The 14,267-nt window shown below is 41.9% G+C and carries 10 protein-coding genes; 6 read left to right on the forward strand and 4 right to left on the reverse strand.

Annotated features, from left to right (window positions below; translation table 11 throughout):
* Positions 1-126: 126 nt before the first annotated feature.
* The 3 genes from lpdA to AM228_RS18530 all read right to left on the reverse strand — a co-directional run bounded on the left by lpdA (position 127) and on the right by AM228_RS18530 (position 4,412).
* On the reverse strand, positions 127-1,560 hold the full coding sequence (lpdA, locus tag AM228_RS18520) for a dihydrolipoyl dehydrogenase (RefSeq protein ID WP_054467951.1): 1,434 nt from the start codon (positions 1,558-1,560) through the stop codon (positions 127-129).
* Positions 1,561-1,680: 120 nt separating this feature from the next.
* Positions 1,681-3,273 carry an adenylate/guanylate cyclase domain-containing protein gene (locus AM228_RS18525; protein WP_054467953.1) on the reverse strand — a complete coding sequence of 531 codons (1,593 nt, stop codon included), beginning with the start codon at positions 3,271-3,273 and terminating at the stop codon, positions 1,681-1,683.
* A gap of 95 nt (positions 3,274-3,368) precedes the next feature.
* Positions 3,369-4,412, reverse strand: a complete 1,044-nt coding sequence (locus tag AM228_RS18530; RefSeq protein ID WP_054467955.1) for a pentapeptide repeat-containing protein — start codon at positions 4,410-4,412, stop codon at positions 3,369-3,371.
* A gap of 775 nt (positions 4,413-5,187) precedes the next feature.
* On the opposite strand from AM228_RS18530, the gene AM228_RS18535 reads away from it, so the two are divergent.
* A complete protein-coding gene (locus AM228_RS18535) occupies positions 5,188-5,790 on the forward strand; it encodes a thioredoxin family protein (RefSeq protein ID WP_054467958.1) in 603 nt (200 codons plus the stop codon).
* A gap of 168 nt (positions 5,791-5,958) precedes the next feature.
* Here the strand turns inward: AM228_RS18535 and AM228_RS18540 are convergent, their stop codons facing one another.
* Complete coding sequence (locus AM228_RS18540) at positions 5,959-7,770, reverse strand: ABC transporter substrate-binding protein (RefSeq protein ID WP_054467961.1); 1,812 nt, start codon at positions 7,768-7,770, stop codon at positions 5,959-5,961.
* A 125-nt stretch (positions 7,771-7,895) separates the two neighbouring features.
* Here AM228_RS18540 and AM228_RS18545 point away from each other — a divergent pair, with 125 nt between their 5' ends.
* From AM228_RS18545 to AM228_RS18560, 5 genes are all read left to right on the forward strand, one after another.
* Positions 7,896-8,885: a DMT family transporter gene (locus tag AM228_RS18545; protein ID WP_054467964.1), complete on the forward strand. Its 990-nt coding sequence runs from the start codon at positions 7,896-7,898 to the stop codon at positions 8,883-8,885.
* Positions 8,886-9,267: 382 nt separating this feature from the next.
* Positions 9,268-10,959: an adenylate/guanylate cyclase domain-containing protein gene (locus tag AM228_RS29905; RefSeq protein WP_072160838.1), complete on the forward strand. Its 1,692-nt coding sequence runs from the start codon at positions 9,268-9,270 to the stop codon at positions 10,957-10,959.
* A gap of 62 nt (positions 10,960-11,021) precedes the next feature.
* Positions 11,022-11,159 (forward strand): hypothetical protein, encoded by a 138-nt coding sequence (locus AM228_RS33015; RefSeq protein ID WP_156331889.1) that lies wholly within the window; start codon positions 11,022-11,024, stop codon positions 11,157-11,159.
* A gap of 74 nt (positions 11,160-11,233) precedes the next feature.
* Complete coding sequence (locus AM228_RS18555; RefSeq protein ID WP_054467965.1) at positions 11,234-13,492, forward strand: FdhF/YdeP family oxidoreductase; 2,259 nt, start codon at positions 11,234-11,236, stop codon at positions 13,490-13,492.
* A 499-nt stretch (positions 13,493-13,991) separates the two neighbouring features.
* On the forward strand, positions 13,992-14,096 hold the full coding sequence (locus AM228_RS18560; RefSeq protein ID WP_054467968.1) for a PetM family cytochrome b6-f complex subunit 7: 105 nt from the start codon (positions 13,992-13,994) through the stop codon (positions 14,094-14,096).
* Positions 14,097-14,267: the final 171 nt, after the last annotated feature.

Below are 14,267 nucleotides of genomic sequence, written 5' to 3' on the forward strand. Positions count from 1 at the left end.
GGTTATTTGTTGTTGGTTGGTGGTTGTTGGTTGTTAGTTTTTGGTGGGTAGGGATTCTTTTGTTGGGTATTGGTTATTGGTTATTCTATGAAAATAATGAATAACCAATAGCCAATCACCATAAAATTAAGCGTAAGTAGCAGCCCGTTTGTAGGCTTCATCCAACACTTCTGAGAGGGTGGGGTGAGTATGCACCGTAAACGCTAGGGTATTGACGGATTGACGCAGGGCGATCGCATTAGCCGCTTCCTGAATCAAATCAGAGGCATGAATGCCAATAATATGGACGCCGAGAATTCCCCCATTATCTTTCCGGTAAATCACCTTAGCAATGCCTTCGGTTTCTCCCTCAGCCAGGGCTTTAGAATTTCCTTTAAAATAAGTTCTCACCGCCGCCACTTCAAAGCCTTCGGTTTCCCCTAACTCTTTGGCTTGGGGTTCGGTTAGCCCCACAAAGCCAATTTCTGGGTGAGTAAAGGCCGCAGCGGGAATACTGCGATAATCCACTTGGCGGGGACGACCGGCGATCGTTTCCACCACCGCCACCCCTTGCGCGGAGGCGGCATGAGCCAACATCATCTTACCCGTAGCATCCCCGATCGCCCATAAGTGGGGGACTGGTTCGCCGCCAGACAATACCGCTAAATCATCATTCACGGGAATAAACCCACGGCGGTCAGTTTCCACGCCGACGGATTCTAATCCCAAATTGTTGGTAGCGGGAATCCGACCTGTAGCCACCAAACAAGCATCGACTTCTAAGATTTCTTCGACTTCTTTGGTTTTGGCATCCGCTAATTCAATGACCACGGGAGAACCGGGAGTGACTTTCAGCGCTAATTTACCCACACGAGTTTCTATATCGCGGGGGTTAATCAGAATTCGTTCCGCTTGTTTGGCAATATCCGGGTCAAAGGTGGGCATGAGGCGATCGAGGGCTTCGATCATGGTAATTTCCGACCCCAACGCGGTATAAACATCGGCAAATTCTAAACCGATATAACCACTGCCAATAATAGCGATCCATTGCGGTAAAGACTCTAATTTTACGGCTTGGTCGCTGGTATAGACAGTTTTGCCATCTACTTCAATTCCAGGGGGCACCCAAGGAACAGAACCGGGGGCTAATAAAATATCCCGCGCTGTAATGGTTTTTTCCCCACTATCTGTTTTTACAGATATTTTTTGCGGTCCGGCAATTTTCCCCCAACCTCGGATGATGTCAACTTTCAACCGTTTTAAACTGTTGGTTAAGTCCCCTTGGATTTTGGCGACTAAGTTGTTGGCATGGTCGGCAATGCCTTCCCGTTCAAAGGCCACTGCACCAAGTTGAATGCCCAAGGATTGTAGATGGTGGGCGTCGCGCAGTTCCCGAACTCTTCCTGATGCGGCGAGTAAAGCTTTTGAAGGGATACAGCCACGGTTGACACAAGTGCCACCCATATCTGCGGCTTCGATAATGGCTGTTTTTAGGCCGCATTCCACCGCGTGTAGGGCAGCACCATGTCCGCCTACACCGGCACCGATGATTACTAGATCATAATCAAACTCTTGACTCACCTGATCCTCCTGGTGCGAATCACGATCATTTTATTTTTAAATGGAAGGGGGCGATCGGGCAAGGGATCCGATATGCACGCGGCATCGGGCAATGGGTTTTTGCCGCTGATTAGCCGCTGCTTAAATATGAAAATCTATCCTCGGCATCATTTTTTCTGGTTCGATCGCTGATACATCATGTTTAGCACCCAGGAGCCAATATGTTCTCATCGTGCCTTTCCCTTTGACTTCAATTAAGCCCCGTTCTTCTAAGAGATATTCCTCTGAAAGCAGGGCTAATGTACTGGCTGAAATTTGAATTTTTCCCGGTAAACCATGAGACTCCATGCGACTGGCGGTGTTGACCGCATCCCCCCATAGATCGTAAATAAACTTGTTCATGCCGATGACCCCCGCCACTACTGACCCGGTATTGATGCCAATTCTCAGTTGTAATTCTGTCCAATGTTCTTGATTAAATTTAGTCATGGTGGCTTGCATGGCTAAGGCTAAATTCGCGATCGCCTGGGCATGGTTGGGGTTGGGTTCCGGTAAACCACCCACTACCATATAAGCATCGCCAATAGTCTTAATTTTTTCCAAACCTTTGGCCAGGGTGAGGCGATCGAATTGAGAAAAAATATTGTTTAACATTAATACCAATCCTTTGGGATGAGTGCGATTGGCTAGTTCGGTAAAATTTACCAAGTCTGCAAATAAAATAGTCACCGAATCATAGCCTTCCGCAATCACTCCTGCGCCTTGTTTTAACTGTTCCGCAATGGGTTTTGGTAAAATATTCAACAGTAAATTATCGGTTTTTTCTTTTTCTCTTTCTAAAGCCGCTTCCGTGGCTTTTCGTTCCGTAATATCATGGAAAAAAACCGAAAGTCCCTCATAAGAAGGAAACACTCTCACCTCTAACCAACGGTTCACTCCCCAGTCAAAGGCTTCAAAAGTCACACTCACTTGTTGACGTACTGCTTGCTGATACTGCCGTTCAAAGGTTGAACCCACTAAACCAGGGAAAACCTGCGAAATATTTTTACTGAGTAAAGCTTCCGGTTGTTTTTGGAAAATTTTGGCAGCGGCTTGATTAACATAAGTAAAAAACCATTGACGATCTAAAGCAAAAAAACCATCTTTCATCCCTTCGAGTAACTCAACCACTTGGCGATCGGAGGCTCTTAATTTTGCTTTTATTTGTTCATTTTGTTTAATTTGTCGCTGTAACCTAGCGATATTAATTCGCAATTCCATTTGGGTAATTACCTGGCGACCTAACAGACGTAGTGCATTTAATTGTTCTGGAGTTAATTGACGAGGAGTTTGGTCGATCGCGCATAAAGTGCCAATGGGATAACCGTCTGCGGTAACTAAAGGCGTCCCGGCATAAAAACGAATATTCGGATTGTCTTTGACTAGAGGATTGTCTGCAAAGCGATCGTCTTCACTGGCATCAGGTACGATCATCACTTGTTCCGGTTCCAGAATTGCATGAGCACAAAATGCCAATTCTCTGGGGGTTTCGCTGGCTTCTAACCCAACTTTAGATTTAAACCATTGTCGATTTGCATCCACCAAGCTGACTAAAGCAATGGGAGTTCCACAAATTTGCGCGGCTAAAGCAGTCAGTTCATCAAAAGCTTCTTCCGGTGGAGTATCCAAGATATTGTAACTGTTGAGGGCTTCTAGGCGTTCTGTTTCATTGTTTGGCAAGGGCGCTGGTTTCATGGCCAAATACTAATCTCAAAAAAAATAAACTCGGTTTTATTTAATAAAACCGAGTTTACTGTGAATCGAATATTATCTGGTATGTTTTCATTAGCTTATGCGTGAATTTTGCCACTGGGTAACACCATACCTTTCACCTGAGCGTCTTTGAGATTGGTTTGCATGACGTTCGCTTTGCTCAAATCAGCCTGTCTGAGATCCGCACCACTTAAGTTGGTATTCATCAAGTGTGATTTCGTCAGATTCGCTCTGATTAAAGTTGCCCCACTTAAATTGGCTTGAATTAGATAAGCGCCACTTAAATTCCCCATAGTCAAATTCGCCCCACTTAAGTTTGAGCCAGTCATTAATTTTTGGCTCAGGTCAACCTGAGTTAAGTTAGCCCCACTGAGGTTAATTCCAGCTAAGTTTGCCCGGTTCAGGCAAGCAGTGGTCAGGTCAGTGTTGCTCAAGTTGGCTTTACTGAGATTTGCTTGAGTGAAGTTTGTTTCAGTTAAATCGGCTTGTACCAAATCAGCCCAATTCAAATGGGCTTGACTCAAGTTGGCTTGCTTCAGGTTGGCTCTCGTCATCTTAGCGCGAGTGGCATCGACTCCAGTTAAATTGGCTTGTTTAAGCTTGGCGCCCGTGAGGTTGGCTTCAATGAGCTTAGTCCCACTGAGGTCGGCTTTGTTTAAGCTGGCTTGACTGAGGTTGGCTTGGGTTAAATCAGCTTGCTGAAGATTGGCGCCAATTAAGTATGCGCCTGTAAAATTAGTCCCATTGAGGTTGGCGCTACTCAGGTTGGCACCGCTGATATCCGCTTTGGGGAGAAGGGCTCCCGTTAAATTTGCGCCGTTTAAATCTGCCCAGTTCAGGTGTGCTTCAGTCAAATCGGCACCCCGGAGGTCAGCACCACTGAGGTTGGCTCCACTGAGGCTGGCACCAGTGAAGTTGACTTTTCTGAGATTCGCTCCACTGAGGTTGGCTTTGCTCAGGCGAACTCCGCCAAGATAGGCTCCACTCAGGTTAGAACCACTCAAATCGGCGCCGGTCATATTGGCCAAACCAAAATTTCTCGTCCCGGAGGCGTAGAGTTCTATCACTTCTTGAGAAGTAAAGCTTGGTCTGGATGTGGGATTGATTAAGTTAGCCGTCATCGGAAGCACACCGTATGAGTTATAAGTTAATTGTGCCAAATTTTACAAAGGTTTATCAACCGAAATTTCCCTGAATTTTATTTGATAAATCTTTATGAGAATATTTAGATTTGTTGCAAAATTTCGTGATTTTTTTACAGGTCAGCCTGGTTAGTTAGTATTTTATCCTGAAGGCATCCAAAATCTAAATAAAAAATAAAATTTTTAAAAGATGACCCAAGGTTAGGCTTTTAAAGTAAACCTATGAATTAGTTTTAATCCCTGTAAGGGTTTCAGGGATTTCCCGCTACTGCGATCGCGCCCGCCAAAAAACAGCTAATAGCAATTAACTATCTAGCAATATTTGTTTTAGGCAAATTGCTTATCCGTATTTGTTCGGAGTACGGTGGTATTTTTTCTCAGTGTAATTACTTAAATTATACAAATTACTGATGCCCGGTATTAGGGTTTTAGATGATTGCCGATTTTTTTGAGCAATTCACACATTTAAATAAGATAATTTAGTTGAGGGTCTATCTAATATACTGACAGGGGAGATTGGCCGATAGATACAGAAAATAGCTTTATTCAAAATGTTATTGGGGTTATCTATCGTGGCTCTAAGTCCGGGAGGTTGAATGTATCTAAAGGCAATGTATCGGCAGGTTAATAGTTAATTTAACTGTTTAATATCAAAGGGGCGTTCTCTGGGTGTATATGGCGCCTCTGGATGATGCAGAATCAAAATGTGCTGAAATATTCCCATTCGGTCTGACAATGCAAAGGAGCGATCGTGATGGCTTTAACCCCTTCAACTATGTTGGCGCTGGGAACAAAAGCGCCAGATTTTCAATTGCCGGATGTGGTTTCTGGCCAGACCATTTCTTTGGCAACTTTTTCCGGTAAGCAAGCATTGGTGGTGATGTTTATTTGTCGCCATTGTCCTTTTGTGAAGCACGTTCAGGCACAATTGGCCAAAATTGGTCAGGACTATGAGGATAAAGATGTGGGAATTGTGGCGATTAGTAGTAATTATGTGAAGAGTCACCCAGAGGATGCCCCAGAGTTGCTCAAACAAATGGCGATCGCCCTGGGTTTTAACTTTCCCTATTGTTACGATGCCACTCAGGAAGTGGCTAAGGCTTTTCAGGCAGCTTGTACTCCCGATTTTTTTGTGTTCGATTCCGCGAAGCGGATCCCTGACGGGAATCGCCAGTTGGAACTGGTTTATCGCGGTCAGTTAGATGACAGTCGTCCCAGTAATGATAAACCTGTGACGGGTAAAGATTTAAGGGCGGCGATCGATGCGGTGTTAGCTGGTCAGCCGGTGAACCGAGTACAGACTCCCAGCATCGGTTGCAATATTAAATGGAAACCGGGGAATGAACCAAGTTATTAATAAAATTTAGGTTGTTGATGGTTGATGGTTGATGGTTGATGGTTGATGGTTGATTGTTGATTGTTAATTGTTGTTTATTTATTATTTATTATTTATTATTTGCGCTCGGATGTTAAACAACAACCAACAACCAACAACCAACAATAATCAACAATCAACAAATATTTTTTAAGACGGTTGGGCAATGTTCAGTTCATAAAGGTTCCAGAAAGCCCCGCCTAATGCTGAGAATTTGATGTTTTGGACGCGATCGCGCACTGCCTGAAATGATAGACCATTGACCAAGTAAATAAAGGGCACTTGTTCGGCGGCAATTTGTTGGAATTTGCCATAAATTTCTTTACGTTTGCGATCGTCGAGTTCTTGGGCTCCTTGGGCAAAGAGGCGATCGATTTCTTTTTCCCAATCAGAGACTTCCCATCCTTTTAATTCTGGTTCCCAAGGTTGAGGTCCTTGATTAAATTGATGTAATGAACCTTCGGAAGACCAGATATTAAATCCTCCGTGGGGTTCAACCCCACTGCCATTAAATCCACCGACATAACATTCCCAATCCCGTCGGTCTAGCTTTTGCAAGATGGCATTAAAGTTTAAAACTTGGAGATCACTTTTCATGCCAATATTGGCCAAGTCTTGTTGAATTTGCACTGCTGCATCTACGCGGGCTTTTTCTTCAGATTTTACCAGAATCGTAAATTGGACTCTATTGCCGTCTCGATCCAAGAGTTCTTCTTGAGAATTATATTTAAATCCCGCATCAATTAGGAGTTTTTTGGCTTTTTCTGGATTGTATTCATACACTTTTAATCCTTCTTCCGGCGATAAGTAATAAGGATTGTTTGAACTGAGGGAAGAATGCTGGATTTCACCTAGTCCTCGATAAATATTATTTTTCATGGTTTCTCGGTCAAGGGCATAAGCTACCGCCTGCCGAAAAGCTAAGGTATTAAACCAGCGACTTTTCACGGGATCTACAAAAGGCTTACCCTGTTGATTCTGCATTTTGTTCAGATTAAAAGTGACAAATCGAGTATCAAAAGATGGCCCGCCATTATAAATAGTATAACTGCCTCGCTTTTCTTCTTTTTTCAATAAACTAAATGCGTCAGGAGTCACGTCTATGCTGTCAATTTCTCCCGAACGAAATTTAATTATTTGATTATCCGTTGATTCAATAATTTGTAAAACGATTTTTTCAATATAGGGCTGTGTTTTACCGGCAGCATCTTTACGCCAATAATAAGGATTTCGTTCAAAAATTAGTCTTTCTGAGGGTTTATAACTGACCATCCGGTAGAGCCCATTGCCAATGATTTCTTTGGGGTCGGTTCCGGTTCCCCAGGCGGAAAGAAAGGCCAAATTGCCATTGCTATCAGTAGATTGGAGATAGGGTCGCAAGGCATGGGCGGGTAAAATAGTAATGCCTCCAGCATATCGGAGAAATGGGGCAAAGGGTTCAGAAACTGTGAACTCTACTCGGCGATCGTCTAGTTTTTTGACGGTGGGTAAATCTCCACTGGTGCCAATTTTTAAAATATCTTTAATGCCGGTGGGAATTTTGGGATTATAGTAAACTTCATTGTAACTAAAAACCACATCGTCGGCAGTGAGGGGCTGGCCATCTGACCATTTTAATCCTTCTCTTAACGTAAATATAATCTGTTTTTTGTTTTCAGAAATTTCCCAAGATTCCGCTAATCCTGGTTCTAATTCCGCCGTTATGCCATTTTGATTGATTAAGCCATCATACAGGAACCCAAAGACATTAAAAGCTGAAGTGTTTAAGGGGGGATTAAAAGTGGTTGGATTACTTAAAGTGGTAAAGATTAATTGAGAACTCGGTATATTTAAATGGTGCAGCCGGTTAAGGCCACAGCCGTTTAAGGTGAAAATAAATAAGAGACTCAGAAAAATGGCTAAGTTTCTGAAGGAAAGAGGCCAGGAAAATTGCCGAATTTGTTGCACAGGTTTAAAATTCATGCTCGGTAAATAAAATTTCTGGTTGACTTATTTTGGGTAGGCGATCGCTTCCTTTAGGGAAACAAGGGGCGAATCGCTAAAATTATATCAGGACTTACGGTAATTTTCCGCGATCGCTTCCCCTTATGACCGCGATTCCCTCTCGTGAGCTTCGCGATCGCAGAAAATTTGAGCCAAGGGAGAACATTCCCAGTATATTTATTATCTATTCATTAAAAAATTTTACCAAAGGAGTCAATGTGTTTGGGGAGATTGCGGCATTAACAGCATCAGCAATTTGGGTGATGGCATCCAACTTGTATGACAGTTTAATCAAACAAAGAGAAATATCCTCACTGCAATTAAGTTTATATCGAGGAGTGATTGCTTTGCCTTTTCTGGGTCTAAGTTTATGGGTAACTCAAGATCCCCTGCCTGGGTTAAGTTTAGTCCAATGGACTTGTTTGATTCTGAGTGCGATCTTAGGCATTACGGTAGGGGATACGGCTTTTTTCTTTAGTTTAAAAGATGTGGGCGTCAAAAAAGCTTTACTCTTACAAACTCTGACTCCGGTTTTTGGAACCTTGCTGGCGTTTATTTTTTTGCAAGAAAAAATTTCTAGCTGGGGGGCGATCGGGATTATCCTGACTTTAATCGGCATTATCGGGGTAATTAATCATCGGACAATGGATCAAGAAGCTAGTAATTTAAGCCGAGGGATCGTTTGGGGGCTGATATCGACATCCACTCAAGGGTTAGGAGCGATTTTATTAAAATTTGTCTTAGCAACTACCACAGTTAGTCCTTTATGGAGTAGCAATATTCGCTTACTGAGTGGCATAATTATGGTGATATTCTGGTTAAATTGGCAGCAAGAAAGTAAATTGATGCCTCCCCTCACTTGGGGTGAATGGTTTCGTCTCAGTCTGGCGGCAATTTTAGGCACTTTTATCGGTTTATGGTTACACCAAACTGCATTTAAGTTCGCCCCAGTAGGGATTGCTTCAACTTTACTGAATACCAGTCCCCTATTTGCTTTATGCTTTGATTTGTTTTTGAAAAAGCCGGTGAGCTTACGGGATTTTGTTTTTGTGGTGATTGCTATGTTTGGCATTAGTTTAATTTTTACTAAATAAGCCTTTCAATTTAGGTTGAATCCTCCCGAAAATCTCGGAAAATCCGCTGAACTTATCTCTAGCTGAAGAGAACCCAACCAACTAGCCTATATGGCAGCCCTTTCCCCGCGATCGGGGGGATGAAAAATGTCACTTTAGCCAAAAACTCCCCCCTGGGAATTGACCTTTGAATTGAAAAGCAGTGAAAGGGAGCGATCGCGGGGTTTTAGCAGGGTTATTCCAGAAGTCCTTGACCACAAACCAACCGCAGGTGATTCGGCATGGTGACTTGTAGTAGGCTGTTTTTTTTAGTTACAATAAGGAAATTTTATGTTAATAATGAGATCGGGGGTTAACTAGCCGTTTACAACATTCGTGCTGAAGCTGTCCCGATCTTAAATTTATGAATATTCGGCAAAAGACTTTATTACTAATTAGTTTGACTTTATCGGGTTTGATCGCAGTTATTATTATTATTTTTTACGAGATATTTATCAAAAGTTTTACCCAAATAGAGAAACAAAATACAGAAAAAAATGTAGAAAGAGTCCAAGAGTATCTCAGCGAAAGACTCAATGAGCTAAATTCTACTACTAAAGATTGGGCGAGATGGGATGATACATATAATTTTGTTAAAGCCCCCAACAAAACTTATCAAGATAAAAATTTATTTCCATCGGCTTTTGAAACATTGCAAATTAACTTAATGTTCTTTTATAATTCGCAAAACAAAAGCGTATTAAATTTGGCTTATGATTTTGAAGGTGGTGAATTTGTCCCTGTTTCACCGGAGTTAAATAAATATTTAACTCCAAATAGTATTTTATTAAACCACAAAACAGACCAAGATGAGTTGACGGGTTTACTTTTGGTGCAACAAGGGTTTTTGTTAATCGCTTCTCTGCCCATTTTAACCAGCGAACAAACAGGGCCGCGTTCCGGTACACTGATTATGGGGCGCTTAATTAATCAATCTAAGGTTGAGGAAATTGCCCAAAGAACCAAGTTGTCTTTAATTTTTCATCGAGTGGATCAAATTACTCCTGATTTAATGGGGGTTTTTCAAGAATTAACAAAAAAAACAAAACCCCCTAAAATTATCGTTCAACCGATTAACCAAGACAATATTGCTGGTTACTCGATTTTAAAAGATGTAAATGGTCAACCGATTATTTTATTACAAGTTACTCTAAATCGGGATATTTATCGCCAGGGTAATGTGGCGTTATTATCGTTAATTATTGCTTTATTAATAGTGGGAGTTTCTTTTGAGTTAATTACAATTATCCTAATCGATCGCTTAATATTAAAGCGGTTGATTTGCTTGAGTCAGGATGTGATAAATATTGGCTTTACCAATGATTTTGATCTGCGAGTGCAAATTCAAGGTCAAGACGAATTAACTAATTTTGCCGGTACGATTAACTGGATGTTAGATGAGTTGCAGAAGGAAAAACATAAAACGGAAAAATTACTGTTGAATGTTTTGCCTCATTCCATCGCTGAAAAGTTAAAGAATAATCAAGGGATTATTGCTGATAATTTTGATGATGTGACCATATTATTTGCTGATTTGGTGGGTTTTACCTCTTTATCCGGTAGGTTGTCACCCTTAGATGTAGTGAATTTTTTAAATAATATTTTTTCCAGTTTCGATCGCTTGGCCGAAAAGTACGGTCTAGAAAAAATTAAAACTATTGGAGATGCTTATATGGTAGCATCTGGCTTACCAAATCCCCGACCAGATCATGCAGAGGCGATCGCGAATATGGCCTTAGAAATGCAAGGGATTATTAGAGAAATTTCTCAAGGGCAATCAGAAAGTTTTACTATGCGGATTGGGATTAATACGGGCAGAGTCGTTGCCGGAGTGATTGGCACGAAAAAATTTAGTTATGATTTATGGGGAGATGCGGTGAATGTGGCTTCCCGAATGGAATCTTCTGGGGAACCTGGTAAAATTCAAGTAAGTGAAACAACTTATGAAGTATTAAAGGATAAATATATTTTTCAAAATAGAGGATTGATTTCCGTAAAAGGGAAGGGAGAAATGTTAACCTATTGGTTAATCGGCGAAAAATCAGATTTGCCCTAGGCCCTAGGGGAATAACCCATTCTCGGAGATAATTTTTTGGTGAATATGGCAGATAAATCCCCTTGCTTCGATATTACTCCGCAACGCGACCCGATCGCGTCTTAGGGCTGATTTCCATCATCGGGATGTTTCGTTTGTGCTTAATTGCCGATCGCGCATTAGGATTATTTGCTATTGACGGTTACATGGTGATTTGGTGATGATTTTTCTGTAATTCCAGACAAACTATATTAAAATCCAAAATATTAACATCCAAAATTAGCCTAGGGTAATTATGAATCAACCGACTCAATCAGAAAATTCCGCACATTCTCCGACTGCTGGTGGGGGCTTACCCGTGATTCAATATTGGGTAGAAAAAACTGTATCCCCTCAAGGGTTGAAAATTTGGGAAAAGTTGCAGCATCAAAGTAGTTGTTTATCCTGTGCATGGGGGACTGGTGGACAAAAGGGTGGTTTCGTGAATGAAGCAGGAGAATATCTACAACGCTGTGCGAAAAGTGTAGAAGCGATCGCCGCTGAGTTACAAGAGGGGATTAAAGGCGATTTTTTTGAAAAATTTACCATTGACCAGTTACAAGAATTAGATTCCCAACAGTGCGATCGCCTGGGTCGATTAACCTATCCGGTTATATTCAGAAAAGGCAGCGATCGGTATCAGCGGATTAGCTGGCAGGAAGTCTATGATATCGCCGAAAAAGCCTTTAAAAAAAGTCCAGAAAGAGTAGCCAGTTATAGTTCGGGGCGATCGTCCAATGAAGCCGCATTTCTCTTACAATTAATGATGAGAGCATTAGGCAGTAATAACTTAGCGGATTGCTCAGATTTATGTCACGCCCCTTCTACCGTTGGCTTAAAAGAAGTGTTCGGCAGTGGCACATCAATGGTCAGCCTTGAAAGCCTCAAAGAGTCCGATTGTGTGGTTTTAATTGGGTCAAATGCTCCCGCAAATCATCCCCGGTTAATGAATGAATTGATTAAAATTCGGGAGAAAAACGGCAAAATTATCATTATTAATCCTCAAATCGAAGTAGGGTTAGTGAAATTTGCTTCTCCGGCTTTTCCCATCAAATCTTTACTCAAAGGCGGCTCAGAAATTTCTACCCTTTATCTCCAACCAATTCCCGGTAGTGATGTGGCGGTATTTGTAGGCATTCAAAAATCCTTACTAGAACAAAATTTAATCGACTTTGCCTATTTAGAACAGCATACAGACGGTTGGCAAGAGGTGATTAATCATGCTAAAAATACCCCTTGGCAAACCATTACCGATACTTGTGGTTTATCCCAAGAAGAAATAGAAGAAGTTGCCTATACTATTGGCAAATCAAGTAAAGTGGTTTTTGCCTGGGCAATGGGCATCACTCACCATACCAATGGAGTGGATAATGTTAAAAGTATTGCTAATACGGCTTTAGTCACTGGAAATGCCGGTAAATTAGGGGCTGGGACAATGCCCATTCGCGGACATTCTAATGTCCAAGGTTTTGGCTCAATGGGGGTGACAATTAGATTAAGTGAACCGATTAAACAAGCTTTGCAGCAAATTTTAGGGCAAACTGTTAGCGAAACTAAAGGTTATTCTGCCAGAGGTTTAATTAGTGCTGCCTATCACCATAAAATTGATACGTTGTTTTGTTTAGGTGGGAATTTATACGCCGCTAATCCTGATTTAACCGAAGCGAAACAGGCATTATCCAATATTGACACGGTATTTTATGTCGCTACTAAACCAAATTTAGGCCATTTTCATGGGTTAGGGAAAGAAAATACTCTGATTCTGCCGGTGTTTAACCGTTTTGAAAATCCCCACCGGACTACTACCGAATCGGGGAATAATTTTGTGCGGTTAAATGAACCGGGGACAACCCATCTGAATTCCCCAGAAACCGATTTAATTTCCGAGGTTGAATTAATTACAGAAATGGGCGATCGCCTCCTAGGGAAAACTCCGATTAATTGGCAGCGTTTACAGGACACCAGTTATATTCGAGAGTTAATCGCTAAAACTATTCCGGGTTACAGTAAAATTGGTGAAATTGACCAAAATCAGACCGAATTTACCATTGATGGGCGGATTTTTACCCAGCCTCATTTTGCCACTGCTAACGGTAAAGCCCAAATGAAAGTAACCCCTTTACCCCAGTTGACGATTCCCCATAAACAATTTTTTGGAGTCGCCGAAGATAGTCCGGGAATTGTGTTAATTTTAGGCACGGGTCGAGGGTATGGGCAACATAACACGGTTGTGTATAATTCGGCGGACAAATATCGGGGAATGCCTCACCGTTACTGTATTTTGATGAATCAAGAAGACATAAAAAACGCCGGTTTTCAACCTCATCAACGGGTAAAAGTGCGAGGAGATGCGGGGGCATTAGATAAGATTGAAATTATTGCCGGTAATGTTTTACCAGGGACGGCATTTATGTTTTATCCCGAAGCCAATGTTTTATTTAAGGCACAGATCGATCCGTTGGCGGAAACACCGGCTTATAAAAGAGTCCCGGTTTTTGTCCAACCTGAGCAATAAACCTGAGCAATAAATTTAAGAAAGCTCATTTCTGAAGCTTTCCTATTCAGGATGCTTGTAGGTTGGGTTTCGTGCCTCAACCCAACCTATAATTCATGGCTAACGGAGGGCGGCGAAGCATTCCCGCCGATAGTTTATGGTTAGAAGCGTAAATTTTTTGCGGGAATGCTTCGCCCCTACACGAAATAACGATAAATAACGATAAATAACGATTTTTGAAGACAGCATTTCAAAACCCCAAGACCCCTGGCGCTAACTAACGGCATTTACGCGATCATAGTTTTTACCAAAAATCTGTATAAATTAATACAAAAATTGGATGATTCTGGGTGAGTGCGATCGCGTCAATATCGCGTCCATCTCGCCGAAATCTTGCCTCGATCTATAGATCCACGTTCTGATCGAGGCTCAAACTGGTTTAAAATACACAAGACTGCTAGGGTTCGCCCTGGAATTAGCTGCTTGTGGTCATTATTTGAAGTTAGGAGATTAAAACACGATGGCTGGTGAAATTGCTAATGCTGCTTTTTTAGCCTTTTCTTTGATTTTAGTGGGTTTATCCCTCGGCTTTTTGCTGCTGAAAATTCAGGGTTCTGAAGAGTAAGCGGATCCCCCAGAGAGGGTTTCACCACCCTCTCAAACTTTATTATAACTAATAAATAATAACTAATAAGCAACAAAAGGGGAGCGGGGGAGCGGGGGAAGCCGCCGTCGTGTAGGGTGTAGGGTGTAGGGTGTAGGGTGTAGGGGAAGAGAGGATGCATAGGATGCATAG

This window comes from Planktothricoides sp. SR001, from assembly GCF_001276715.1.
In the GTDB taxonomy this organism is placed as follows: domain Bacteria; phylum Cyanobacteriota; class Cyanobacteriia; order Cyanobacteriales; family Laspinemataceae; genus Planktothricoides; species Planktothricoides raciborskii.

What these genes read in the sequence shown, in the direction of transcription:
- AM228_RS18560 (WP_054467968.1), top strand. Translation starts at nt 13,992, where the DNA reads ATGGCTGGTGAAATTGCTAATGCTGCTTTTTTAGCCTTTTCTTTGATT.
- AM228_RS18530 (WP_054467955.1), bottom strand. Translation starts at nt 4,412, where the DNA reads ATGACGGCTAACTTAATCAATCCCACATCCAGACCAAGCTTTACTTCT.
- AM228_RS18545 (WP_054467964.1), top strand. Translation starts at nt 7,896, where the DNA reads ATGACCGCGATTCCCTCTCGTGAGCTTCGCGATCGCAGAAAATTTGAG.
- AM228_RS18540 (WP_054467961.1), bottom strand. Translation starts at nt 7,770, where the DNA reads ATGAATTTTAAACCTGTGCAACAAATTCGGCAATTTTCCTGGCCTCTT.
- AM228_RS29905 (WP_072160838.1), top strand. Translation starts at nt 9,268, where the DNA reads ATGAATATTCGGCAAAAGACTTTATTACTAATTAGTTTGACTTTATCG.
- AM228_RS18525 (WP_054467953.1), bottom strand. Translation starts at nt 3,273, where the DNA reads ATGAAACCAGCGCCCTTGCCAAACAATGAAACAGAACGCCTAGAAGCC.
- AM228_RS18535 (WP_054467958.1), top strand. Translation starts at nt 5,188, where the DNA reads ATGGCTTTAACCCCTTCAACTATGTTGGCGCTGGGAACAAAAGCGCCA.
- AM228_RS18555 (WP_054467965.1), top strand. Translation starts at nt 11,234, where the DNA reads ATGAATCAACCGACTCAATCAGAAAATTCCGCACATTCTCCGACTGCT.